21 protein-coding genes are annotated in these 25187 nt (G+C 64.6%); 13 read left to right on the top strand and 8 right to left on the bottom strand.

The annotated features are described in order from the left end of the window. Positions 1–5: 5 nt before the first annotated feature. The 7 genes from alr to CAG00_RS19655 all read left to right on the top strand — a co-directional run bounded on the left by alr (position 6) and on the right by CAG00_RS19655 (position 8324). On the top strand, positions 6–1235 hold the full coding sequence (alr, locus tag CAG00_RS19685; RefSeq protein ID WP_085665123.1) for an alanine racemase: 1230 nt from the start codon (positions 6–8) through the stop codon (positions 1233–1235). Positions 1236–1259: 24 nt separating this feature from the next. Then, positions 1260–2450, top strand: coding sequence for a pyridoxal phosphate-dependent aminotransferase (locus tag CAG00_RS19680; protein WP_085615313.1), 1191 nt, complete (start codon positions 1260–1262; stop codon positions 2448–2450). Beyond that, entirely contained in the window at positions 2443–3858 is a 1416-nt protein-coding gene (locus CAG00_RS19675; protein WP_085665122.1) for an aldehyde dehydrogenase family protein, read from the top strand. Before CAG00_RS19680 ends, CAG00_RS19675 begins: the two co-directional genes overlap by 8 nt. A gap of 43 nt (positions 3859–3901) precedes the next feature. Beyond that, the gene (locus CAG00_RS19670; RefSeq protein WP_085665220.1) at positions 3902–4603 is read left to right on the top strand and encodes an NAD(P)H-dependent oxidoreductase; all 702 of its coding nucleotides are present in this window, start codon (positions 3902–3904) and stop codon (positions 4601–4603) included. Between the two features lie 250 nt (positions 4604–4853). Continuing rightward, complete coding sequence (locus CAG00_RS19665) at positions 4854–5957, top strand: polyamine ABC transporter substrate-binding protein (protein WP_085665121.1); 1104 nt, start codon at positions 4854–4856, stop codon at positions 5955–5957. Between the two features lie 34 nt (positions 5958–5991). Next, positions 5992–7404, top strand: a complete 1413-nt coding sequence (locus tag CAG00_RS19660; RefSeq protein ID WP_085665120.1) for an aminotransferase — start codon at positions 5992–5994, stop codon at positions 7402–7404. Between the two features lie 53 nt (positions 7405–7457). Then, positions 7458–8324 carry a LuxR C-terminal-related transcriptional regulator gene (locus CAG00_RS19655; RefSeq protein WP_256579064.1) on the top strand — a complete coding sequence of 289 codons (867 nt, stop codon included), beginning with the start codon at positions 7458–7460 and terminating at the stop codon, positions 8322–8324. Between the two features lie 138 nt (positions 8325–8462). Here CAG00_RS19655 and CAG00_RS19645 read toward each other — a convergent pair whose 3' ends face one another. The 5 genes from CAG00_RS19645 to CAG00_RS19625 all read right to left on the bottom strand — a co-directional run bounded on the left by CAG00_RS19645 (position 8463) and on the right by CAG00_RS19625 (position 14971). Next, positions 8463–9542 (bottom strand): helix-turn-helix transcriptional regulator, encoded by a 1080-nt coding sequence (locus CAG00_RS19645; protein ID WP_085665118.1) that lies wholly within the window; start codon positions 9540–9542, stop codon positions 8463–8465. 234 nt (positions 9543–9776) lie between these two features. Next, complete coding sequence (locus tag CAG00_RS19640) at positions 9777–10748, bottom strand: PDR/VanB family oxidoreductase (protein WP_085665117.1); 972 nt, start codon at positions 10746–10748, stop codon at positions 9777–9779. A 77-nt stretch (positions 10749–10825) separates the two neighbouring features. Continuing rightward, on the bottom strand, positions 10826–11947 hold the full coding sequence (locus tag CAG00_RS19635; RefSeq protein WP_085665116.1) for an aromatic ring-hydroxylating dioxygenase subunit alpha: 1122 nt from the start codon (positions 11945–11947) through the stop codon (positions 10826–10828). 139 nt (positions 11948–12086) lie between these two features. Further along, on the bottom strand, positions 12087–13685 hold the full coding sequence (locus CAG00_RS19630; RefSeq protein ID WP_139832809.1) for a BCCT family transporter: 1599 nt from the start codon (positions 13683–13685) through the stop codon (positions 12087–12089). Positions 13686–13879: 194 nt separating this feature from the next. Next, positions 13880–14971 (bottom strand): tartrate dehydrogenase, encoded by a 1092-nt coding sequence (locus tag CAG00_RS19625; RefSeq protein ID WP_025338756.1) that lies wholly within the window; start codon positions 14969–14971, stop codon positions 13880–13882. Between the two features lie 97 nt (positions 14972–15068). On the opposite strand from CAG00_RS19625, the gene CAG00_RS19620 reads away from it, so the two are divergent. Beyond that, the gene (locus CAG00_RS19620; protein WP_025338757.1) at positions 15069–15980 is read left to right on the top strand and encodes a LysR substrate-binding domain-containing protein; all 912 of its coding nucleotides are present in this window, start codon (positions 15069–15071) and stop codon (positions 15978–15980) included. A 164-nt stretch (positions 15981–16144) separates the two neighbouring features. Here CAG00_RS19620 and CAG00_RS19615 read toward each other — a convergent pair whose 3' ends face one another. Both CAG00_RS19615 and catR read right to left on the bottom strand, forming a co-directional pair. Further along, complete coding sequence (locus tag CAG00_RS19615; protein WP_085665114.1) at positions 16145–17479, bottom strand: D-serine ammonia-lyase; 1335 nt, start codon at positions 17477–17479, stop codon at positions 16145–16147. A 209-nt stretch (positions 17480–17688) separates the two neighbouring features. Beyond that, positions 17689–18561 carry an HTH-type transcriptional regulator CatR gene (gene catR, locus CAG00_RS19605; protein WP_085615336.1) on the bottom strand — a complete coding sequence of 291 codons (873 nt, stop codon included), beginning with the start codon at positions 18559–18561 and terminating at the stop codon, positions 17689–17691. 135 nt (positions 18562–18696) lie between these two features. Here catR and CAG00_RS19600 point away from each other — a divergent pair, with 135 nt between their 5' ends. From CAG00_RS19600 to CAG00_RS19575, 5 genes are all read left to right on the top strand, one after another. Continuing rightward, positions 18697–19818 (top strand): muconate cycloisomerase family protein, encoded by a 1122-nt coding sequence (locus CAG00_RS19600; RefSeq protein ID WP_085665112.1) that lies wholly within the window; start codon positions 18697–18699, stop codon positions 19816–19818. Between the two features lie 123 nt (positions 19819–19941). Next, the gene (catC, locus tag CAG00_RS19595; protein ID WP_075044941.1) at positions 19942–20232 is read left to right on the top strand and encodes a muconolactone Delta-isomerase; all 291 of its coding nucleotides are present in this window, start codon (positions 19942–19944) and stop codon (positions 20230–20232) included. 43 nt (positions 20233–20275) lie between these two features. Then, a complete protein-coding gene (catA, locus tag CAG00_RS19590) occupies positions 20276–21211 on the top strand; it encodes a catechol 1,2-dioxygenase (protein WP_085665111.1) in 936 nt (311 codons plus the stop codon). Between the two features lie 249 nt (positions 21212–21460). Continuing rightward, positions 21461–21955 (top strand): GNAT family N-acetyltransferase, encoded by a 495-nt coding sequence (locus tag CAG00_RS19580; protein WP_085665110.1) that lies wholly within the window; start codon positions 21461–21463, stop codon positions 21953–21955. 127 nt (positions 21956–22082) lie between these two features. Continuing rightward, the gene (locus CAG00_RS19575) at positions 22083–24179 is read left to right on the top strand and encodes a bifunctional diguanylate cyclase/phosphodiesterase (protein ID WP_085665109.1); all 2097 of its coding nucleotides are present in this window, start codon (positions 22083–22085) and stop codon (positions 24177–24179) included. Between the two features lie 169 nt (positions 24180–24348). Here CAG00_RS19575 and CAG00_RS19570 read toward each other — a convergent pair whose 3' ends face one another. After that, positions 24349–25173 carry an aldo/keto reductase gene (locus CAG00_RS19570; RefSeq protein ID WP_085593104.1) on the bottom strand — a complete coding sequence of 275 codons (825 nt, stop codon included), beginning with the start codon at positions 25171–25173 and terminating at the stop codon, positions 24349–24351. Positions 25174–25187 lie beyond the last annotated feature (14 nt).

The raw sequence follows: 25187 nt of genomic DNA, 5'->3' as shown, positions 1-25187 counted from the left end.
CCACCATGCCATTTCGCCGTACCCTCCTGGCTGCATCCCTCGCTCTGCTGATCACCGGCCAGGCCCCGCTGTACGCCGCACCACCCCTGTCGATGGACAACGGCACCGCCGCCCTGACCGCGCAAAACAGCAACGCCTGGGTCGAAATCAGTGCCGGCGCGCTGCAACACAACATCCGTACCTTGCAGGCCGAGCTGGGCGGCAAGTCCAAGCTGTGCGCCGTGCTCAAGGCCGACGCCTATGGCCACGGTATCGGCCTGGTGATGCCGTCGATCATCGCCCAGGGCGTGCCTTGCGTGGCAGTGGCCAGCAACGAGGAGGCCCGCGTGGTCCGCGCCAGCGGCTTCACCGGGCAACTGGTGCGGGTGCGCCTGGCCAGCCTCAGCGAAGTGGAAGATGCCTTGCAGTACAACATGGAAGAACTGGTCGGCAGTGCCGAGTTCGCCCGCCAGCTCGATGCCCTCGCCGAACGCCACGGCAAGACCCTGCGCATCCATCTGGCGCTCAATTCCAGTGGCATGAGCCGCAACGGCGTGGAGATGGCTACCTGGTCCGGCCGGGGTGAAGCGCTGCAGATCACCGACCAGAAGCACCTCGAGCTGGTCGCGCTGATGACTCACTTCGCCGTGGAAGACAAGGACGATGTGCGCAAAGGCCTGGCAGCGTTCAACGAGCAGACCGACTGGCTGATCAAGCACGCGAAACTTGATCGCAGCAAGCTCACCCTGCACGCCGCCAACTCCTTCGCTACGCTGGAAGTGCCGGAAGCGCGCCTGGACATGGTGCGCACCGGCGGCGCGCTGTTCGGCGACACCGTGCCGACGCACACCGAATACCAACGTGCCATGCAGTTCAAGTCGCACGTGGCAGCGGTGCACAGCTACCCGGCAGGCAACACCGTCGGCTATGACCGCACCTTCACCCTGGCGCGTGATTCGCGCCTGGCCAACATCACCGTCGGCTACTCCGATGGCTACCGCCGGGTGTTCACCAACAAGGGCCATGTGCTGATCAACGGCCACCGTGTGCCGGTGGTGGGCAAGGTGTCGATGAACACGTTGATGGTCGATGTCACCGACTTCCCCGATGTGAAGGGTGGCAACGAAGTGGTGCTGTTCGGCAAACAGGCCGGGGGTGAAATCACCCAGGCCGAAATGGAAGAAATCAACGGCGCGCTGCTCGCCGACCTGTACACCGTATGGGGCAGTTCCAACCCGAAGATTCTCGTCGACTGAAACCGCCAATGAAGGGAGATTGCCATGCGCTACGCCAAGCTCACTCAACGCATCGCCGGCGACGGGGCCGCGGCCTGGGACATCCACTACCGCGCCCTGGCGCTGCAGGCCGAGGGCAAGGATATCCTGCTGCTGTCGGTGGGTGACCCGGACTTCGACACCCCCGCGCCGATCGTCGAGGCGGCCATCGACAGCCTGCGTGAGGGCCACACCCATTACGCCGATGTGCGCGGCAAGCTGGCGCTGCGCCAGGCCATCGCCAACCGCCACCGGCAGCGCAGCGGCCAGGCCGTCGATGCCGACCAGGTAACGGTGCTGGCGGGGGCCCAGTGCGCGCTGTACTGCGTGGCTCAGTGCGTGCTCGACCCGGGTGACGAGGTAATTGTCGCCGAGCCCATGTACGTGACCTACGAGGCGGTGTTCGGGGCCTGTGGCGCCAAGGTGGTGCCGGTGCCGGTCAAGCCGGAGAACGGCTTTCGCGTGTGCCCGCGTGACGTGGCCGCGCGCATCACCCCGCGCACCCGCGCCCTGGCCCTGAACAGCCCGCACAACCCTTCGGGGGCGAGCCTGCCGCGCGCCACCTGGGAAGCGCTGGCCGAGCTGTGCATCGCCCACGACCTGTGGCTGATTTCCGATGAGGTGTACAGCGAGCTGTTGTACGACGGCGAGCATGTCAGCCCTGGCAGCCTGCCGGGCATGGCCGAGCGCACCGCCACCCTCAACAGCCTGTCGAAGTCGCATGCCATGACCGGTTGGCGGATGGGCTGGGTGGTCGGTTCGACCGAGCTTGCCACCCACCTGGAAAACCTCGCCCTGTGCATGCTGTACGGCTCGCCGGACTTCATTCAGGACGCCGCCGTGGTTGCACTGGAGCAGCAGCTGCCGGAACTGGATGTCATGCGCGAAGCCTATCGCCAGCGTCGCGACCTGGTGTGCGAGCAGTTGGCCGACTGCCCGGGCATCAAGGTGCTCAAGCCCGATGGCGGTATGTTCGTGATGGTCGATATCCGCGAGACCGGCGTATCTGCCCAGACCTTTGCCGACTATCTGTTGGACAGCCAGGGCGTGTCGGTGCTTGCCGGCGAAGCGTTCGGCCCCAGCGCTGCCGGGCATATCCGCCTGGGCCTGGTGCTGGGCAATGCGGCCCTGATCGATGCCTGCCGGCGCATCGCCTGTTGTGCCGACGAACTGAAACGGGACTACGGCCATGCGTGAGTATGCGCGGCTGTACATCGACGGCGCCTGGCAGGTACCGAGCGGGCAGCGTATGGCCGAGGTGATCGACCCGGCCACCGAACAGGCCATCGGCCGGGTGCCGCTGGGCGCCGAGGCCGATGTCGAACGGGCGGTGATGGCTGCGCGGCGGGCCTTCGATGGCTGGTCGCGCACACCGTCCAGCGTACGCGCCGGGTACATAACGGCGCTGGCCGCACAGCTGAAGAGCCGCGCCGCGGAAATGGCCTCGCTCATCACCGATGAACTGGGCATGCCGGTGCAGTGGTGCCAGGCGGTACAGGTCGAGGGCCCGATTGCCGGGCTGGAGCAGTACGCCGAACTGGCCGGGCTGATGGATGAGGTGCGCGAAGTCGGCAACTCGCTGGTGTACCGCGAGGCCGTTGGCGTGTGCGCGTTCATCAACCCTTGGAACTACCCGCTGCACCAGATGATCGGCAAGCTGGCGCCGGCCCTGGCCGCCGGCTGCACGGTGGTGGTCAAGCCCAGCCAGGAAACACCGCTGCATGCGTTCCTGCTGGCCGAGATGATCGAGGCCATCGGCCTGCCGGCCGGGGTGTTCAACCTGGTCAGCGGGCCGGGGGCCAAGGTTGGCGAGGCACTGGCCCGGCACCCGCAGGTGGACATGGTGTCGTTCACCGGCTCCACCGGCGCCGGGGTGCGCGTGGCCCAGGCGGCCGCGCCGACGGTCAAGCGGGTGTGCCTGGAGCTGGGCGGCAAGTCGCCGCTGCTGATCACCGCCGACGCCGACCTGCACGCGGCGGTGCGCCATGGCGTGCAGGACGTGATGATCAACTCGGGGCAGACCTGTACGGCCCTGACCCGCATGCTGCTGCCGGCCAGCCGCTACGCCGAGGCGCTGGAGATTGCCGAGGCCGAGACCCGTGCGCTGGTCATGGGCGACCCGCGTGACCCGGCCAGCTTCCTCGGGCCGATGTGTTCGGCAGGCCAGCGGCGCACCGTGCTCGACTACATTCGCCTGGGGCAGGAAGAGGGCGCGCGCCTGCTGTGCGGCGGTGATACGCCGGCCGGCTTCGAGCGCGGCTTCTACGTGGCGCCGACGTTGTTCGCCGATGTCGACAACCGCATGCGCATCGCCCAGGAGGAAATCTTCGGCCCGGTGCTGTGCCTGATCCCCTATGTCGACGAGGCCCAGGCGCTGGCCCTGGCCAACGATTCACCGTTCGGCCTGTCCAGCGCGGTGTGGGCCGGTAGCCGCGAGCACGGCCTGGCCCTGGCGCGGCAGATACGCGCCGGGCAGTGCTTCATCAACGGTGGCGGGTTCAACTACCAGGCACCGTTTGGTGGCTACAAGCAGTCGGGCAACGGGCGCGAGTGGGGCGAGGAAGGCCTGGCGGAGTTCGTCGAGGTGAAAGCGGTGCAGTGCTGAGCCACAGCTGGAAGACAACCTGTTTTGTGTGAGGAGAATGTTTGTGAATGTACTGATCGTCCACGCTCACCCCGAGCCGCAATCGTTCACTGCTGCCCTGCGTGACCAGGCCGTGGAAACCTTCCGCGCCCAGGGCCACCAGGTGCAGGTCAGCGACCTGTATGCCATGGGCTGGAACCCGGTGGCCAGTGCCGATGACTTCAGCCAGCGCGAGAACCCCGAGTACCTGGTGTATGCCCTGGAGCAGCGCCAGGGGGTGAAGCGTGGCGCCATTGCCGCGGACATCCAGCAGGAGCTGGACAAGCTGCTGTGGGCCGACTTGCTGGTGCTGAACTTCCCGATCTTCTGGTTCTCGGCGCCGGCCATGCTCAAGGGCTGGATCGACCGGGTGCTGGTGTCGGGGGTGTGCTATGGCGGCAAGCGCTTCTACGACCAGGGCGGGTTGGCGGGCAAGAAAGCGCTGGTGACCGTGACCCTGGGCGGGCGCGAGCACATGTTTGGCGACGGGGCGATTCATGGGCCGCTGGAAGACATGCTGCGGCCGATCTTGCGCGGCACGCTGGCCTACGTGGGGTTCGAGGTACTGCCGCCGTTCGTGGCCTGGCATGTGCCGTACATCAGTGACGAGGCGCGGCAGGCGTTTTTGCAGCAGTACCGGCAGCGCCTGGAGCAGCTCTCGGACGACCAGCCTTTGGTGTTCCCGCGTCTGGAGCAGTTTGATGAGGCGTTGTATCCGCTGCCGTGAGCTTTTGCTCGAACCACTGGGGCCGCGTTGCGGCCCATCGCGACACAAGGCCGCTCCTACAGGATCCGCGTACCCTGTAGGAGCGGCCTTGTGTCGCGAAAGGGCTGCAAAGCAGCCCCAGAATTCTGTCGGCATACGACATTCTGCCAAAAAACGACCACCCACACATTCGGGGTATGTCCCCCTCCGGCAAATCCCTCGATAGTGCCCCCATCGGCTCGATCCCGAGCACTCACACGATGGAGTTGCCATGCGCAAGGTACTGAAGGTGATTGGCGGTCTGCTGCTGGCGTCTGGCGCCAGCCTGGCCCAGGCGGCAGAGGTGGACAGCGGTAACACGTTGCGGTTGTACAACTGGACCGACTATATCGGCGAAACCACCCTGGCCGACTTCGAGAAGGCCACCGGCATCAAGGTCATCTACGACACCTTCGACGGCTACGAAACGGTACAGACCAAACTGCTCACCGGCCGCTCCGGCTACGACCTGGTCATGCTCAACGCTTCCCTGGTCCCCCCGCTGATCAGCGCCGGGGTGTTCCAGGCGCTGGACAAGCAGCAACTGCCCAGCTGGCACAACCTCGACCAGCAGGTGGTGAACAACCTGCAAGGCTACGACCCCGGCCTGAAATACTCGGCGCCCTACACCTGGGGCAGCTCGGGGGTAACCTACAACGTCGACAAGATCACCGCGCGCATGCCCGATGCCCCCATCGGCTCGCTGGCCATGCTGTTCGACCCCAGGATCGTCTCGCGCTTCGCCGACTGTGGCGTCACCCTGATGGACGCGCCGACCGAAGTCATCCCGCTGGCCCTGCAGTACCTGGGCAAGGACCCACGCAGCGCATCGCCGGCCGACCTCAAGGCGGCCGAACAACTGCTGCTGGGCATTCGCCCATACATTCGCAAGTTCGACTCGGTCAACTACCTCACCAGCCTGCCCAACGGCGATGTCTGCCTAGCCCTGACCTGGTCCGGCGACTACGCCACCGCCCAGGCCCGCGCGGTGGAAGCGAAGAAGGACATCAAGCTGTCGTTCTTCATCCCCCAGGAAGGCTCTTTGATCTGGTTCGACAACCTGTACATCCCCAAGGATGCGCCGCACGCGGCCAACGCCCACCGCTTCATCGAGTTCCTGCTGCAGCCGCAGACCATGGCCAAGGTCACCGACTACATCCACTACGCCAACAGCAACGCCGCCGCCACCACGCTGGTGCGCGACGAGATCCGCCAGGACCCGGCCATCTACCCTGACGCGCAAACCCGCGAGCGCCTGTTCGCGCAGAAAACCCAGAGCCCGAAGGACATGCGCGCCATCACCCGGGTCTGGAGCACGGTCAAGACCGGTTTCTGAACACTGCCCAACGATCACTGCCAAGGAGCTGCCCATGGCCACCCCAAGCAAAGCATTTGCTATTGCCCACGACCCGCTGGTGGAAGCCGACAAGGCCCACTACATGCACGGCTACCACGTGTTCGACGAGCACCGCGAGCAAGGCGCGCTGAACATCGTTGCCGGCGAGGGCGCCTACATCCGCGATACCCACGGCAACCGCTTCCTCGATGCCGTCGGCGGCATGTGGTGCACCAACATTGGCCTGGGACGCGAGGAAATGGCCCTGGCCATCGCCGACCAGGTACGCCAGCTGGCCTATTCCAACCCGTTCTCCGACATGGCCAACGATGTGGCCATCGAGCTGTGCCAGAAGCTTGCGCAGCTGGCGCCGGGTGACCTGAACCATGTGTTCCTCACCACCGGCGGCTCGACCGCGGTCGACACTGCCTACCGGCTGATCCAGTACTACCAGAACTGCCGAGGCAAGCCGCACAAGAAGCACATCATCGCCCGCTACAACGCCTACCATGGCTCCACCACCCTGACCATGTCGATCGGCAACAAGGCCGCTGACCGGGTGCCGGAGTTCGATTATCAGCACGACCTGATCCACCATGTGTCCAACCCCAACCCGTATCGCGCCCCGCACGACATGGACGAGGCCGAGTTCCTCGACTTCCTGGTGGCCGAGTTCGAGGACAAGATTCTCTCGCTGGGGACCGACAACGTGGCGGCGTTCTTCGCCGAGCCGATCATGGGCTCGGGCGGCGTGATCATTCCGCCCAAGGGCTACTTCCAGCGCATGTGGCAGCTGTGCCAGACCTACGACATCCTGTTCGTCGCCGACGAAGTGGTGACCTCGTTCGGGCGCCTGGGCACCTTCTTCGCCAGCGAGGAACTGTTCGGCGTCACCCCCGACATCATCACTACCGCCAAGGGCCTGACCTCGGCCTACCTGCCGCTGGGGGCGTGCATCTTCTCCGAGCGCATCTGGCAGGTGATCGCCGAGCCGGGCAAGGGCCGCTGCTTCACCCACGGCTTCACCTACAGCGGCCACCCGGTGTGCTGCACCGCGGCGCTGAAAAACATCGAGATCATCGAGCGCGAGCATCTGCTGGAGCACGTCAAGGATGTTGGCGGCTACCTGGAACAGCGCCTGCAAAGCCTGCGCGAGCTACCGCTGGTGGGGGATGTGCGCTGCATGAAGCTGATGGCCTGTGTCGAGTTCGTTGCCGACAAGGCCAGCAAGGCGCTGTTCGCCGATGAGGTGAACATCGGCGAACGCATCCACAGCAAGGCCCAGGCCAAAGGGCTGCTGGTGCGGCCGATCATGCACCTGAACGTGATGTCGCCGCCGTTGATCGTCACCCATGCGCAGGTGGACGAGATCGTCGAAACCCTGCGCCAGTGCATCATCGAAACCGCGCGCGAACTCACGGCGCTTGGCCTGTACCAGGGCCGATGAACCTGGCGCAAAGGGCTGTGCGCGGGCGTGCCTGGCAGGCTAGACTGCCGGGCATGACCCAGGCCTCTCCCGACACCCCGCTTACCCTTTCACTGGGCGCGCTGCAGCAATGGCATGCGGCGCTGCAGCGCGCACTGGCCCACAGCGAAACGCCCGAGGCGCTGGCGCATGTGGCGGCCGCCATCGGCCAGCTGGTGCAGGTGGAATCGATGATGATCAGCCTCGAGTGCCAGGGGCGGGCACCGCAACTGCTGTACCAGCAAGGCATCCCCGACCTGCACCGCGCCGCCGTGCTGGAGCGCTACTTCACTGCCGGCTACCTGCTCGACCCGTTCTGCCTGGCCGTGCAGAGCGGCCTGGCCGAGGGCTTTTACCATCTGCAGGAAATCGCCCCGGACAACTTCTTCGACAGCGACTACTACAAGGCCTATTACCTGGGGACCGGTTGCAGTGAGGACAGCTACTACATCGTCGACCTCAGCGCTGGCCGCAAGTTGTCGCTGAGCCTGTTCCAGGGCTGCAGCGGCACGCGGCTGAGTACAGGGCAGATCGACCTGCTGCGTGCGCTGGAGCCGATGGTACGCGAGCTGCTGGGGCGCTATGCCCGGCACCAACTGGAGCCCGGCCCCGCATCGACGGAGCGTGGCAGCCTGCAGGCGGCGTTCGACAGTTTCGGCTGCCAGGTGCTGACCGACCGTGAGCGGGAGGTGGCGCACATGATCTTGCGTGGGCATTCGGTAAAGTCCACCGCGCTGGAGCTGGGCATCTCGCCGGAAACCGTGCGCATGCACCGCAAGAATCTGTACCTGAAGCTGGAGATCAACTCGCAGTCGGAGTTGTTTGCGCGGTTTATCGACTGGCTGCGTGGCGATCATTTGCCGGCCCGGCAGCAAAGGAGCAACTGCCTTACTCAAATCTGAAAGCTGGCGCGGTCCCTGTGGGAGCGGGTTCACCCGCGAAGCAGGCACCGCGGTGGATGGCACGGGCTTCGCCCGTGTTCGCGGGTGAACCCGCTCCCACACGGATCGCGACAGACTTGGGTTTTCGGGTAAGCCTTGTCACGAAGCAGCCAGGCGGGCCTCCAGCGCGGCAATGTGCGCCTGCAGCCGTTCATGCTCCTGGCGCTCGGCGCTGATGTCTTCGAACACGCTGATCAGGTGCTCCGGCTCGCCGTTGTCGCGGCGTTGCAGCGAGGTGCGGGCGCGTACCCAGATGTACTCGCCGTTCTTGTGGCGTACGCGTTTTTCCACCTCGTAACGCTCGGTTTCGCCGGCCAGCATGCGCTGCAGCAATTGCAGGTTCTGCGCTAGGTCATCGGCGTGGGTGATCTGCTGGAAGGTCATGCCGTACAGCTCCTCGGCACGGTAGCCCAGCAGCTCGCACAGGCTGTTGTTGACCCGTTGCCAGGTGCCGTCGGGGTCGATGTAGGCGAGGGCGCCCCAGGCCAGCTCGAAGATCGTGCGGAAGCGTTCCTCGCTTTGGCTCAAGGCCTGCTGGGCCATCTGGCGCTCGGTGTTGTCCATGCTGATGCCGACCATCTTCACCGATCGCCCGGCGCTGTCGCGTACCACCGTGGCGCGGGAGGAGATCCAGCGTACTTCACCGTCGGGGCGGGTGATGCGGAAGTCGCACTCGCAGCCGCTGCCCTTGGCCACTGCCTCGGCATACATCGCCTGCATGTGCTGCACGTCTTCGCCCGGCAGGTGTTTCCAGAAGTCTTCGTTATGGTGCACCGGCCAGCCATATACCTGCTCGACATTGGGCGAGTAGGTGACCTCGTCGCTGATCAGGTTCCATTCCCAGGTGACGATGCGTGCGCCTTCCTGGGCCAGTTTCATGCGCGTTTCGCTTTCCATGATCTCGGCCGTCAGGCGCCGGCGCAGATCGGTCATCGGCAGCTCGACCACCTGTGGTTGCTGGATGTTCTGCAGCGCCTCGTCGCCATAGCGCAGCCAGATCCAGTTGACCTTGAGAAAGTCGGCCAGCTTGCGCAGGTTGTCGTAGTCGATCTCGCCGCCACGGGTCCACTTGTGCACCGCAGTGCGCGAAATGCCCAAGGCCGTGCCCACGGCTTGCAGGGTCAGCTTGTGATGCTCGAGCAGTTCCTTGAGGCGGAAGGCGAAGCTGTTTTCCAACATCGGCAGGGTGTCCTGATCTGGGCCAAGAGCCTGCCAGTATACGTAACTTGTCAACTTTTGGTTGACGGTTTTGGAAGCCTTACCCAGTCAATGTGGGAGCGGCCTTGTGTCGCGAAAGGGGTGCGAAGCGCCCCCCATATCTCGACCCGACGCGAAATTGCCGGGGCTGCCATGCAGCCCTTTCGCGACACAAGGCCGCTCCCACAGGGGGTCGCGACAAGCTGGAAATACCAGTTACAGGTCCAGCACCAACCGCGCCGAGCGAGCACGCGAGACGCACAGCATGATGCTCTGCTGGGCAGCCTTTTCTTCGTCGCTCAGGTACTGGTCGTAATGCTCGGCTTCACCCTCGAGGATGGCCGTCTCGCAGGTGCCGCACACGCCTTCGCGGCACAGGCACTCGACCTTGGCGGCTTTGGACTTCTCGATGGCCTGCAGGATGGTCATGCCTTCTTCCACCTGCAGCTCCACACCCGACTGCGCCAGCACCACGGTAAAGGCACTGCCGGTGACCGGAGTGGCGGCAAACTGTTCCCAATGCACGCGGTGCTCGGCAATGCCGGCCTGGGCGGCGCAGGCGATGACCGCGTCGATCAGTGGTTTGGGGCCGCACACGTACAGGTGCGCCTGCTCGTCCAGCCCCGCGCACAAGGCGGCCAGGTCGAGCTTGCGGTCGAGGCTGTCGATGTAGAAACGGGTGTTGGCGGCATGCGGGCCGTTGGCCAGCTGGTCCTGGAACGCCCCGTGCTCCGGCGCGCGGAAGGCATAGTGCAGTTCGTAGTCGGCACTGGCGCCTTCCAGTTCATGCAGTTGCGCCAGGAACGGGGTAATGCCGATGCCGCCGGCAATCAGCACATGGCGGCCGGCGGTCGGGTCCAGCGCGAACAGGTTGTTGGGCGAGGAAATGGTCAGGCGGGTGCCCACTTCCACCTGCTGGTGCATGAACGCCGAGCCGCCCTTGGACTGCTCCTCCAGGCGCACGCCAATCTGGTAGCTGCGGGTGTCGCGCGGGTCGCTCATCAACGAGTAGGCGTTGCTGAACTGGCTGCCGTCGGTGCCGTGCATCTGCACGATGACGTGGCTGCCACCGGTGAAGGCGGGCATCGCCGCGCCGTCTTCGCGGGCCAGGGTAAAGCGCTTGATCAGCGGCGTGGCTTGTTCCACTGCAGTAACCTGCACGCTGAACATTTCATATGTGTTGGCCATGGTTCACCTCGACTGCCTGGGTGCGCGGCAGGCCCTGCCGCGCACCTTTACGTGCAAAAAACGTGGAGCGGTTGCCATCAATCGTCGAGGTGGGCCACGGCGATCAGGTTGTGGAAGTGGGCAATGCCGTGTTCGCTCATGCCGCTGCGCTCGCGGTCGGCCATGATCCGGCCTTGGCCTCGGTAGCCACGGGACTTCAGGCCCTTCTGCACGCTTTCGACCAGGCGCAGGTCTTCCGGGCGAAACACTTCGCGGTACCAGTCGATCAGCTTCTGCTGCTCCTCGCTGATGTCCTTGTTGAGGAAGTAGATGTCGTAGTGCTGCAGGGTGGTTTCGGCATCGACCGGGAACTCGTAGATCACGGTCATGAAGTTGGCTCCTGGCGGCACGTTGAACATGGTGCAAGGCCAGGCCCAGAAACCGGCGAACGATGGGTCTTTCACATTCTCGTCGAACTTGAACGACTGCTCCGAAGGCTTGGCCAGGCCGTACTGCAGGGTCCAGTTGCCGTGCAGGCTGTGGCTGTACTGGCCAACGTCCACCGAGTCGGAGAAGCCCGGGTGGGCAGGGGCGCAGTGGTAGCACTCCAGGTAGTTGTCGACGATCGACTTCCAGTTGGCCGGGGTGTCGCTGACGAAGCGCGCGGCCAGGTGCAGGTCGTCGATCACCGCGCAGGCTTCACGCATGCGTGCCTGCATGCCTGGCAACTGGTCTTCTACCGAGCCTGCGTCCATGTCCATGTTGATGAAGATGAAACCGGCGTATTCCTCTACGCGCAGCTGCACCAGGGTGGAGTTTTCCTTGTCGAAGTTGACCACGTTGTCGCAGTTGCGGGCGTGGGCCAGTTCGCCGTCGAGCTTGAAGGTCCACGCGTGGTACGGGCAGGTGATGACGTTCTTGGCCTTGCCGCTGCCGCTGAGCAACTGGTGACCGCGGTGCGGGCAGACGTTGTAGAACGCGCGCAGTACGCTGTCACGGCCACGTACGATGATGATGCTTTCGCCAATCACTTCGCGGGTGATGTAGGCGTTGTTCTCTGCCACTTCACTCCGGTGGCCCACGCAGATCCAGCTGCGAGCGAAGATCGCTTCCTTCTCGTGCTCGAACACCGCGGCCTGGGTGTAGAAATTGGCGGGGATGGTGAAGGCCTCGTCGGCGTTCGCGCAGAAATCGGCGGGCAGGCGTTTGAAGTCGTTCATGACAGGTTTCTCACAAGCTCGGTTTGTATTTATTGGTTAACGCGTATCTGTTGGTTAACAGATCAGGCAAAAAAATTTGCAGCTATCCTGGGGCTGCCTGGCAGCCCCATCGCGAGCAAGCTCGCTTCTACAGCATCGGTCAGTGCACCGCAGCGGCGCTGCGCGGGGCCTGCTCGGTTGGCTCTTCGCCAGCCATGCGGGCCGCTTCTTCGTCGATCAGGTGAGCCGATACCTGGCCGTAGTCGGCGATCATCCACTTGAAGAAGCCGTAGATCTTCACCAGCAGGATCACCATGAACGGGATGGCGGTCAGCACCACGGCGGTCTTCATGGTCGACAGCGAGGCCTTGGCGAACAGCATGGCCAGTGGCACCAGGGTCAGCACCACGCACCAGAACAGGCGGTGGGTCGGTGTCGGGTCGTCGCCTTCACGCAGGTTGCGGGTGCTGGTGGCGGCTACCGCATAGGCTGCGGCATCCATGTGCGAGGCACAGAAGATGGCCATGATGAACAGGTACACACCGAGGAACACCTGGCCCCATGGCAACGCCAGCAGCAGGTGGGTCACGGCCGATTCGCCGCCTTGTTCGGCGAGCATCTTCGGTACATCCACCGCACCGGTGATGAACTGGTGCATGCTGTAGCTTTCCAGCGCGCCGAAGAAGAACCAGCAACCGAAGCTGCCACCCAGCAGCAGGGCCAGCACCACTTCCTTGATCTGCCGGCCGCGCGAAAGGCGGGTCACGAACATGGCCACGCCTGGTGCGTACGACACCCACCACAGCCAGTAGAACACCGTCCAGTTGCGGGTGAAGGCACCGTCGCCGGCCGGGTCGGTGAACAGGCTCATGTGCACGTAGTTCTGGATCATCAGGCCAATCGAGTTGGCGGTGTTGTTGATGGTGAACTGGGTCGGGCCGACCAGCAGGATCACCGCGGCGAACACCAGCGCGCCGATGCACACCATCTTGCTCAGGCGCTGCAGGCCGCCATCGATGCCGATGTAGGAACTGAGCGAGAACATCACTGCCACGCCACCGATCACCAGCAGCTGCACGGTGAAGGTGTCCGGGGTGCCGGCCAGGTCGTGCAGGCCGCGGGTGAGGGTGGAGGCGGTGAGTGCCAGCGACACGGTCAGCGCGCCCATCATGGTCAGCAGGAAGATCAGGTCGACGCTACGGCCTACCGGCCCGGTAGCCTTGAAGCCGGTCACCGCTTCGACGATCGAGGCCAGGTTCAGGCCGCTGTTCTTGCGCACATGGAAGTGGTAGGCCATGGCCAGCGAGGCCAGGGCATAGATCGACCAGGCGCTGATGCCCCAGTGGAAGAACGAGTAGCCAACGCTGTACTCGAGCGCCTTGGGGCTGGCCGCGGCGATGTTCAGGCCTGGGGTCTGGTAGTAGTAGGCCCATTCCATCACGCCCCAGTACAGGGTCGACGAGCCCATGCCGGCGCAGATGAACATGAACACCCAGGTGGCGGTGGCGTATTCAGGCTTGCCGCTGCCCAGGCGGATGTTGCCGTACTTGCTGAAGGCCAGGTACAGCACGGCCAGGGTACTGCCGAACACCAGCACCTGCACGCTGGTACCGAAGGTGCGGGTGGACAGTTCGAACAACTGGTTGGCGGCGCTTTCCGCCTGGGCGGGGAAGGCTGCAAGGCCGATCACGGTGAGCAGCACGGCAATCAGGCTCACGGTAATCAGGAACACATCAATCTTTTTATTCTTGTGCGACATCATCGTCTCCTGGGACGTTGGCGTACTTGTTTTGCCCGGCAGGCATCCGGGGTGTTGCAGTACCACTCCTTCCTTGGTCGTTAACCTATAGTTTACGAATATCTAATGGTTAACAGATTTTGCATACAATCCGCGCCGCTCGCAAGAGCCAAAGGGCCGATTGTCAGACACTTCTGACAATCGGCCCTGATGGATCAGGCCTCGACCAGCGCGGTGATGGCCTGGCCCACTTGCTGGGTGGACTGCTGCCCGCCCATGTCGCGGGTCACGTCACCGGCGGCGATGACCTGCTCGATGGCCTTGAGGATGTCGTCGTGGGCGGCGCGATAGCGCGGGTCGGCGCCGTCGTTGCCGAGGAAGTCGAGCATCAGCGCACCGGACCAGATCATCGCGATCGGGTTGGCGATGTTCTTGCCGTAGATGTCCGGCGCCGAACCGTGCACCGGTTCGAACAGCGACGGGAACTTGCGCTCGGGGTTGAGGTTGGCCGATGGCGCGATGCCGATGGTGCCGGCGCAGGCTGGGCCGAGGTCGGAGAGGATGTCGCCGAACAGGTTCGAGGCCACCACCACGTCGAAGCGGTCCGGTTGCAGCACGAAGCGCGCGCAGAGGATATCGATGTGCTGCTTGTCCCAGCTGATTTCCGGATAATTGGCAGCCATCGCCGCCGTGCGCTCGTCCCAGTACGGCATGCTCACGGCCATGCCGTTGGACTTGGTGGCCGAGGTGACATGCTTGCGCTGGCGGGTCTGTGCCACATCGAAGGCGTACTTGAGGATACGGTCGACGCCGCGGCGGGTGAACACCGACTCCTGCAGCACGAACTCGTTCTCGGTGCCTTCGAACATGCGCCCGCCCAGCGACGAGTACTCGCCCTCGGTGTTCTCGCGAATGACCACGAAGTCGATGTCACCTGGCTCACGGCCAGCCAGTGGGCAAGGTACGCCGGGGAACAGGCGCACCGGGCGGATGTTCACGTACTGGTCGAAGTCGCGGCGGAACTTGAGCAGTGAGCCCCACAGGGAGATGTGGTCCGGTACCTTGTCAGGCCAGCCCACTGCGCCGAAGTACAGGGCGTCGAAACCTTTGAGCTGTTCGAACCAGTCGTCCGGCATCATCTTGCCGTGGGCCAGGTAGTAATCGCAGCTGGCCCACTCGAAGAACTCGAAGCTGATGTCCAGGCCGTGCTTGCGCGCAGCGGCCTCGACCACGCGAATGCCTTCAGGCAGTACTTCGTTGCCGATGCCATCGCCGGGGATTGCCGCGATTCTGAAAGTCTTGCTCATGGGGTGCACTCGTTGTCTAGGGAACAGGTGCTGGCCATGCTATAAGGGCTTGATCCGGAGATAATCTAGCCATTCATGGATTCTTGGAACACGCTACGTGAATAATCTGCCCAACCTCGACGACCTCAACATCTTCCTGCAAGTGGCCAGGCGCGCCAGCTTCGCGGCCGTGGCCGATGAGCTGGGCATGTCGGCGGCGTACATCAGCAAGCGCATTCGCATGCTCGAGCAAACCCTGGAAGTGCGCCTGTTGCACCGCACCACCCGGCGGGTGACGGTGAGCGAGGAGGGCGAGCGGGTGTACCAGTGGGCGTTGCAGATTTTCGATGCGGTGCAGCGCATGGGTGATGACATAAGCGCCCAGCACCGCGAGCCGGCCGGGCAACTGCGCATCGCCAGCAGCCTGGGCCTGGGCCGGCGCTTCGTGGCGCCAGCCTTGTCGGAGCTGGCCGAGCGCTACCCGCGGCTGGACATTCGCCTGGACGTGCATGACCGCCTGGTGGACCTGATCGCCGAAGGCGTCGACCTGGATATCCGCGTGGGCAACGCCATCGCCCCCAACCTGATTGCCAAGCCGCTGGCGCGCAACCGCCGGGTGCTGTGCGCCGCGCCGGCGTACCTGGCCCGGCGCGGCACGCCCAAGGTGCTGGGCGATCTGGCCAGCCATGACTGCCTGGTGATCAAGGAGCGCGACCACCCGTTTGGCGTGTGGCAGCTGATGGGCCCGGAGGGTGAGGAGGGGGTGCGGGTGACCGGCGGTTTGTCGAGCAACCATGGCGAAGTGGCGCACCAGTGGTGCCTGGACGGGCGCGGGATATTGCTGCGTTCCTGGTGGGATGTGCACGACAGCCTGCAGGACGGGCGCCTGGTGCAGGTGCTGGAGGACTATCACCAGCCGGCGGATATCTGGGCGGTGTACACCACTCCGCTGGCCAGTTCGGCCAAGGTGCGAGTGGCAGTGGACTTTTTCCGGCAGTACTTTGCCGAGCGTTATAGCCTGCCGGGGTAGAGCCTACCTGCAACACCCGCTTTGTGTAGGAGCGGCCTTGTGTCGCGAAAGGGCTGCAAAGCAGCCCCGGCGAAATTAGCGGCAAAGCTGAAAATGTGGGGCCGCTGCGCGCCCCATCGCGACACAAGGCCGCTCCTACAGACATCAAAAGCAGAGACGATTCCTCAGCCCCTTCCTTTGGCCAGATAGGCTGCGAACTCTGCCTCCGGCACCATGCTGCCACCGGTTCCCCACACCAGGTGCGTGGCCCGCTCCATGCGCCCAGCCGACAGGCCCATGCGCGCCAGGTATTCAGGCGATTCAAGCACCTTGACCATGCCCGGCATCCCCGCCAGCGCCGAAGGCTCCAGCCGCGCGTTCTCCTGGTCATGGGCCAGTACCAACAGCCGGTACAGCGCCTCGTCGCTGACCGTGTAATAACCATCGAGCAAACGCTGCATCGCCTTGCCGACAAAGCCGGAAGGGCGGCCCACCGCCAGGCCGTCGGCGGCGGTCAGGTTGTCGATGCCGAAATCCTGCACGCTGGTGGCGTCATGCAAACCGCTATACACCCCCAGGAACATGCAGGGCGAGTGGGTGGGCTCGGCGAAGATACAGTGCACATGGTCGCCCCAGATCAGCTTCAGGCCGAACGCCACGCCACCCGGGCCGCCGCCGACCCCGCAGGGCAGGTAGACGAACAGCGGGTGCTCGGCATCCACCTTGATACCCGCGGCCTCGAACTGGACGGCCAGCCGCTCGGCCGCCACGGCATAGCCGAGGAACAGGTGTGGCGAGTTCTCGTCGTCGACGAAGTAGCAGCTCGGGTCCGCCGCCGCCTGCTGGCGCCCTTGCTCCACTGCCACGCTGTAGTCGCTTTCGTACTCGACCACCTTCACGCCATGGGCGCGCAGCTTGTCCTTCTTCCACTGGCGGGCATCGGCCGACATGTGCACGGTCGCCTGAAAGCCCAGCCTGGCGCTCATGATGCCGATCGACAGGCCGAGGTTGCCGGTCGAGCCGACCGCAACCTTGTACTGGCTGAAGAATTGCCGGGCCTGGTCGCTGGCCAGTTCCCGGTAATCGCTGTCGAGGTTGATCAGGCCGGCTGCCAGGGCAAGGTCTTCGGCATGCTTGAGCACTTCATGAATACCGCCGCGGGCCTTGATCGAACCGGAGATCGGCAGCTCGCTGTCGGCCTTGAGCCAGAGCGAACCGCTGGCTGGCAGGCCCGCTTCCTGCAGCAAGGTGGCGTGCAGGGTGGGCAGCGGGCGCAGTGGCGACTCGATGATGCCGCCGGTGGCGGCGGTATCCGGGAACACGCTGGCCAGGTACGGGGCAAAGCGTGCCAGGCGGGCACTGGCGGCACTGACATCGGCGGCGTTCAGGCCGACATCGGCCAGGGCCTGGGCGGCAGGGGCAATGTGCGGGTTGAACCAACGGGTTTCGCGCAGGGCCACCAGGTCTTCGATCAGGGGGTGGGAGCTGCACCATGCTTGCAGTGTCTTGCCGTGAATCATGCTGGTTTTTCCTGTTGGTTGATGATGACCCGGGGGGCGCATTCTTCTGGCCTGCGCAGGCCCTTGTAGGAGCGGCCTTGTGTCGCGAAAGGGCTGCAAAGCAGCCCCGGCAATTTGTGCATCTGCGCTGAAACCCTGGGGCTGCTTTGCAGCCCTTTCGCGACACAAGGCCGCTCCTACAACCGACCGCGTGAGGTCAGGGAGCGCGCTCATTCGGCCTGTTGTGCAATCAATGCCAGGCAGCGCTGCACGATCGGGCTCACATCGCCCTTGCGTCGGCTGAGGATGATCGGGCTGACGGCGCCGCTGTCGAGCAGGCTTACATATTCGATATCGGTGCGGTGCTGCTGCTGCACCGACGCCGGCACCAGGGTGACGCCTACGCCGACGGCCACCAGGCCGATGGCGGTCTGCAGTTCGTTGGCCCACTGGCTGACGCGGATGCTCATGCCGTGGTGGGCGAACAGTGCCAGCACATGGTCGGCATAGCTGGGCCGCGGGTTGGCCGGGTAGAGGATGAACGCCTCGCCAGCCAGCTGGGCAAGGGTAAGCGGGCTGCTCGCCAGCGGGTGGCCCTTGGGCAGTACAGCCACCAGCGGGTCCTCGCACAGCACTTGCTGGTGAATGGCCGGGTCATCGATGCGAATGCGCCCGAAGGCGATGTCGATGCGCCCGCTTTTCAGCGCCTCCACCTGCTGCAGCGTGGTCATCTCGTTCAGGCCCAGTTCCAGCTCGCTGTCCTGGCGCAGCTCGCGGATCAGCTCCGGCAGCACCTTGTACAGGGTCGAGGGGGCAAAGCCGATCCCCAGCCACTGGCGCTGGCCCTGGCCGATGCGACGGGTGTTGTCGCTGATGTTCTCCAGCTGCTGCAGCACGGTGCAGCTCTGCTCGTAGAAGAAGCGGCCCGCCTCGGTCAGCCGCAGCGGGCGCTCGCGCGCCACCAGCAAGGTACCGAGCTGGTCCTCGAGTTGGCTGATCTGCCGGCTCAGCGGTGGCTGGGCAATGTGCAGCAGCTCGGCGGCGCGAGTGAAGTTCAGGGTTTCGGCCAGGACCTTGAAGTAACGCAGGTGGCGCAGCTCCATCAGACCTCCAGGGTATGGTGGGAGATTCATTCGATATTGGACGGCTATCAGGGTCTCGCGCAATCCTTGAACAAGCAAGTAAATGCACCACTCGGGCCTGCGGCTGGCAGCCCGAAACAACGGGACCTGGCAACAATGACAAGCGCGCTGATTGAACGTATAGAGGCAATTATCGTCGACCTGCCGACCATTCGCCCGCACAAGCTGGCGATGCACACCATGCAGCAGCAGACCCTGGTGGTATTGCGTGTTCGCTGCAGTGATGGCGTGGAAGGCATCGGCGAGGCCACCACCATCGGCGGCCTGGCCTATGGCTACGAAAGCCCCGAAGGCATCAAGGCCAACATCGATGCGCACCTGGCGCCGGCGCTGATCGGCCTGGCGGCAGACAACATCAACGCCGCCATGCTCAAGCTGGACAAGCTGGCCAAGGGCAACACCTTTGCCAAGTCGGGTATCGAGAGCGCCTTGCTCGATGCCCAGGGCAAGCGCCTGGGCCTGCCGGTCAGCGAACTGCTGGGTGGCCGCGTGCGCGACAGCCTGGAAGTGGCCTGGACCCTGGCCAGCGGCGACACCGCCCGTGACATCGCCGAAGCCCTGCACATGCTGGAGATTCGCCGGCATCGGGTGTTCAAGCTGAAGATCGGCGCCAACCCGTTGGCCCAGGATCTCAAGCACGTGATGGCGATCAAGCGCGAGCTGGGCGACAGTGCCAGCGTGCGGGTCGACGTCAACCAGTACTGGGACGAATCCCAGGCCATCCGTGCCTGCCAGGTGCTTGGCGACAACGGCATCGACCTGATCGAGCAACCGATTTCGCGCATCAACCGCAGCGGCCAGGTGCGCCTGAACCAGCGCAGCCCGGCGCCGATCATGGCCGACGAGTCGATCGAAAGCGTCGAGGACGCCTTCAGCCTGGCCGCCATTGGCGCGGCCAGCATCTTCGCCCTGAAAATAGCCAAGAACGGTGGCCCGCGCGCCGTGCTGCGCACCGCGCAAATCGCCGAGGCTGCCGGCATCGCCCTGTATGGCGGGACCATGCTCGAAGGCTCGATCGGCACCCTGGCTTCGGCTCACGCCTTCCTGACCCTGCGCCAGCTCACCTGGGGCACCGAGCTGTTCGGGCCGCTGCTGCTGACCGAAGAAATCGTCAACGAGCCGCCGCAGTACCGCGACTTCCAGCTGCACATTCCACGTACCCCAGGCCTGGGCCTGACCCTGGACGAACAGCGCCTGGCGCGCTTCGCCCGCTGCTGAGTCACGCTGGCTGAAAGAACACACAACCCCTGTGGGAGCGGCTTTAGCCGCGAAGCAGGCGACGCGGTGGATGGCACGGGCTTCGCCCGTGTTCGCGCCAAATCAGAGAAAGGAGATACCAGCATGCTGTTCCACGTGAAGATGACCGTGAAACTGCCGGTCGACATGGACCCGGCCAAGGCCGCCCGGCTCAAGGCCGACGAAAAGGAACTGGCCCAGCGCCTGCAGCGCGAAGGCATTTGGCGCCACTTGTGGCGCATTGCCGGGCACTACGCCAACTACAGCGTGTTCGACGTGCCCAGCGTCGAGGCGCTGCACGACACCCTGATGCAGCTGCCGCTGTTCCCGTACATGGACATCGAGGTCGACGGCCTGTGCCGGCACCCCTCGTCGATTCACAGCGACGACCGCTGAGTCGCACCTGTCTACCTGACAAGAACAAGATGAGGCAAGCACGATGACCGTGAAAATTTCCCATACTGCCGATGTTCAGGCGTTCTTCAAGGAAGTGGCCGGCCTGGGCCATGCCGAAGGCAACCCACGCTTCAAGCAGATCATCCTGCGTGTGCTGCAGGACACTGCACGCCTGGTCGAAGACCTGGAAATCACCGAAGACGAGTTCTGGCATGCCGTCGACTACCTCAACCGCCTGGGTGGCCGTAACGAAGCCGGCCTGCTGGCGGCGGGGCTGGGCATCGAGCACTTCCTCGACCTGCTGCAGGATGCCAAGGACGCCGAGGCCGGCCTGACTGGCGGCACCCCGCGCACCATCGAAGGCCCGCTGTATGTGGCGGGGGCGCCGCTGGCGCAGGGCGAAGCGCGCATGGACGACGGCAGCGACCCGGGCGTGGTGATGTTCCTCCAGGGCCAGGTGTTCGATACCGAAGGCAAGCCGTTGGCCGGCGCCACCGTTGACCTGTGGCACGCCAACACCAAGGGCACCTATTCGTACTTCGACTCGACCCAGTCCGAGTACAACCTGCGCCGGCGCATCATCACCGATGCCGAAGGGCGTTACCGCGCGCGCTCCATCGTGCCGTCGGGGTATGGCTGCGACCCGCAGGGGCCAACCCAGGAATGCCTGGACCTGCTTGGCCGTCACGGCCAGCGCCCGGCGCACGTGCACTTCTTCATCTCCGCGCCGGGGCACCGCCATCTGACCACGCAGATAAACCTGGCTGGCGACAAGTACCTGTGGGATGACTTTGCCTATGCCACCCGTGACGGGCTGGTCGGCGAGCTGCGCTTTGTCGAGGATGCGGCGGCGGCGCGTGATCGCGGTGTAGAGGGCGAACGCTTTGCCGAACTGGCGTTCGACTTCCACCTGCAGGCGGCCAAGGCGCCGGACGCCGAGGCGCGCAGCCACCGCCCGCGTGCGTTGCAGGGGGCCTGAGTGGTGTTATTGCTCCGGTTGTAGAGGTCGTTGTGGGAGCGGGTTTACCCGCGAAGAATGCGACACGGTGTATGGCACCGGCTGTGCCGGTGTTCGCGGGTGAACCCGCTCCCACAGGGGCCTGCTAAATCAATGAGTGATGTGCTTGTGATGGTTTTGCCTGGGCCTTTCCGTGCGGGGAGGGTCTGGGCTTTTTGCTGCCAGGGGCTGTTGATCTAGAATCCGCCTTTTTACCCGAGCCCCCGCACCATGCTGCCCATCGAACTGCTGGCAACCACTGCCGACCAGGCCCCGCTGATTCGCAACCTCTACCAGTTCTACGCCTACGAGTCCTCGGACTGGGAGCAGGAAGACGTCGAAGTGGACGGCCGCTTCTATATCCATGACGAGCACCTGCAACGTTACTGGCAGGCCGATGGCTGGGGCGCGTACCTGGTGCTGGCAGATGGTTTCATCGCCGGTTTCGTGCTGGTCGAACGCAGCGAGCTGCCGGGCATCGACGCGTTCGAACTGGCCGACCTGTTCATCCTGAAAAAGTACCGCCGACAGGGCATCGGCCGGGCGGTGGCATTGCAACTGCTGGGCGGCGAGGGCGACTGGCTGATGCGCTGCTACGCCCAGGACATGCCTGCCGTGGCCTTCTGCGATGCCGTGCTGGCCGAGCTGTCGCGCCCGGCGCAGCCCATAGCCCTGGATGACGAACCGGGCTTGCTCAATTTCCTGGTGACGGGCGCCCGCCATTGAGGGGTTGCCAGCCTTCGTTCGCAAATTGAAGGGATCGTGGCTTTTTGTGAGCCACTTCACAAAATCGTCATCGGAGGCATAATGCCACCAATCCTTTTCACGCCTTTCGAAGGCCCAGGTAAAGTTCATGTCGCTAGTCGCAAGCCCCGACATCATGTACCGGCTGTTGATCCAGAGTGTGGTGGACTATGCCTTCTACCTGCTCACCCCTGAAGGAATCGTCGCCAACTGGAACCCCGGCGCCCAGCGCGCCAAGGGCTACCTTGCCGAGGAAATCGTCGGCCAGCACTACTCGTTGTTCTACACCGATACCGAGCGCGCCGCCGGGCTGCCCGCGCTCAACCTTGAGCAGGCGCGCAGCACCGGGCGCTTCGAAGAGACCGGTTCGCGCGTGCGCAAGGACGGCACGACCTTCCATGCCCATGTGGTGATCGATGCGGTGTACGACGATGCCGGGCAACTGGTGGGCTTCGCCAAGGTCACCCGCGACATTTCCGAGCACCACCGGCAAGAGCTGGAACTGCTGCAGGCCAAGGAACTGGCCGAGCAGTACAGCCAGGAAATGACCAAGCTGTCGCAGTTCCTTGATTCGGTGATTGCCAACATCCCCGCCAGCGTCATTGTCCAGGACCTGGAAAGCCAGCGCATCCTGCTGGCCAACCAGCAGGCCGAACGCCTGTTCGGCGGGCCGCAGCGCAGCATGACCGGGCAGTTGCCCGGCGAATGCCTGGCACCGGGTGCTGCCGGTTACCTGGAACAGCAACTGGCCCGTGGCGCCCGCAGCACCAAGGGCCATGCCGCCGAAACCCGGGTCGACACGGCCTGCGGCCCACGCACCCTGCGCAGCCGCACCTTGCTCAGCCAGAACCGTGAAGGCCAGGCCGACTACGTGCTGTTCGTTGCCGAAGACGCCACCGAAGAGCTGGCCGCCCACGCGCAGATCCACCACATGGCGCACCACGATGCGCTGACCGGGCTGCCCAACCGCACCCTGTTCAACGAACGCCTGCGCCAGGCGCTGGTGCGTGACAGCGAGCACGCCAAGCTGACCGCCGCCCTGTGCCTGGACCTGGACAACTTCAAGAACATCAACGATTCGCTGGGCCACGCCTTTGGCGACAAGCTGCTGCGCGCGCTGGGCAAGCGCCTGCGGCGCGAACTGCGCGAACACGACACCCTGGCCCGCCTGGGCGGCGACGAGTTTGCCGTGGTGCTGACCGGCCTGGAGGGCCGGGAGGCCGCATGCAACACTGCGCAGCGCCTGATCAACGCGATCTGCCCACCGTTCCAGATCGAGGGGCACCAGTTCACGGTGGGGGTGAGCATCGGTATTGCCATTGCGCCTGATGACAGCGACCAGGCCGAGCAACTGCTGGGCTACGCCGACATGGCGCTGTACGAGGCCAAGCGCAATGGCCGCAACCGCTACGAGTGCTTCAACGTCGAACTGGACGTCGCCGCCCGCCAGCGCCGCCTGGTGGAAACCGACCTGCGCACCGCGCTGCACCTGGGCCAGTTGCAGCTGCACTACCAGCCGGTGGTCGACCAGCAGACCAGCAGCGTTACCGGCTATGAGGCGTTGCTGCGCTGGGAGCACCCGACCCGTGGCATGGTCATGCCCATGGACTTCATCCCCATCGCCGAGGAAACCGGGCTGATCCACGAACTGGGCAACCGGGCGCTGAACCTGGCCTGCCAGGAGGCGGCCAGTTGGGACAGTGAGCAGACAGTGTCGGTCAACCTGTCGGCGGTGCAGTTCAAGAATGCCAACCTGGTGCACACCGTGGCCCTGGCGCTGGCCGACTCAGGCCTGCCGCCACAGCGGCTGGAGCTGGAGGTCACCGAGTCGGTGCTGTTGGGCAACAGCGAGGAGAACGTGCGTACCCTGCGTGCACTGAAGGACCTGGGCGTGTCCATTTCGCTGGACGATTTCGGCACCGGGTATTCCTCGCTGGGCTACCTGCGTTCGTTCCCGTTCGACCGGATCAAGATCGACAAGTCGTTCGTGCATGACATGTGCGACAGTCGCGAGGCGATGTCGATCATCCGCGCCATTACCGACCTGTCCAACAGCCTGATGATCAAGACCACGGCCGAGGGGGTTGAGTCGGAAGAGCAGATGCGCCGGTTGGCGGCGGAGGGGTGCTCGCACTTCCAGGGTTACCTGTACGGGCGACCGGCACCGGCGAACGAGCGGTTGAAGCAGGTCGTGACGCCAATATAACGGCCTACGCGGCCCATTGTGGGAGCGGCCTTGTGTCGCGATTGGGGCGCGCAGCGCCCCCATCATTTTCAGCTTCGCCGCAAAAATTGCCGGGGCCGCTTTGCGGCCCTTTCGCGACACAAGGCCGCTCCCACAGAGATCGTGTCAGCTTTCAGATATTGAGCCGCAATCAGCTGTTCCAGTCCGGCGCAAACGCCGGGCTCACCACCCGCTGGTCCTTCGGCAACCCGGCGATCGCCGCGCGGTCCTCGTCATCCAGTTGCACGTTCGACGCCGCCAGGTTGGCCAGCTGGTTCTCGCGGCTGCCGGCCTTGGGGATCACCGCCACGCCGTCCTGGTCCAGCAACCACTTCAGCGCCACCTGGCTGGGCAGTACGCCATGCTTGCGGGCGATCGCCTGGATCACCGGCTGCGCCGCCGCCTGCCCACGGGCCAGCGGGGTGTAGGCGGTGAGCAGCAGGTCGTGGCGACGGGCATAGTCCAGCAGCGGTTGCTGGCCGAGCAGCACGTGGTATTCCACCTGGATCGCCGACAATGGCGCGCCCAGGGTTTCCACCACCTGGCGCAGCAGCCCCAGCGGGAAGTTGGCCACGCCGATGCTGCGCGCCTTGCCCTCGTCACGCAGGGCCACCAGGGTTTCGATGCTGCGGGCCAGGTCCCAGTCCTGGCCGGGCCAGTGGATGTGGAACAGGTCGACCTGCTCGGTACCCAGCGCGCGCAGGCTGTCCTCCAGCGACTGGCGCATGGCCTTGGGCGCCAGGCGATCCCACCATACCTTGGTGGTCAGGTGAATCTGCTCGCGCGGTACATCGCTGTCGCGCAGGGCCTGGCCGACGGCGGCTTCGTTGTCATAGGCAGTGGCGGTGTCGATGTGCCGGTAACCCACTTCAAGCGCCTGGCGCACGGCCTGGGTGCACTCGCTGCCGGTCATTGGCCAGGTGCCCAGGCCGATCGCGGGCAGGTCCAGGCCGTTTCGGGTGGTGAGCCTTTGCATGTAAATTCCTTGTA

The organism is Pseudomonas sp. B5(2017) (genome assembly GCF_002112825.1).
GTDB classification, from domain to species: domain Bacteria; phylum Pseudomonadota; class Gammaproteobacteria; order Pseudomonadales; family Pseudomonadaceae; genus Aquipseudomonas; species Aquipseudomonas putida_Z.
This window is presented reverse-complemented; position numbering and strand designations above follow the sequence as displayed.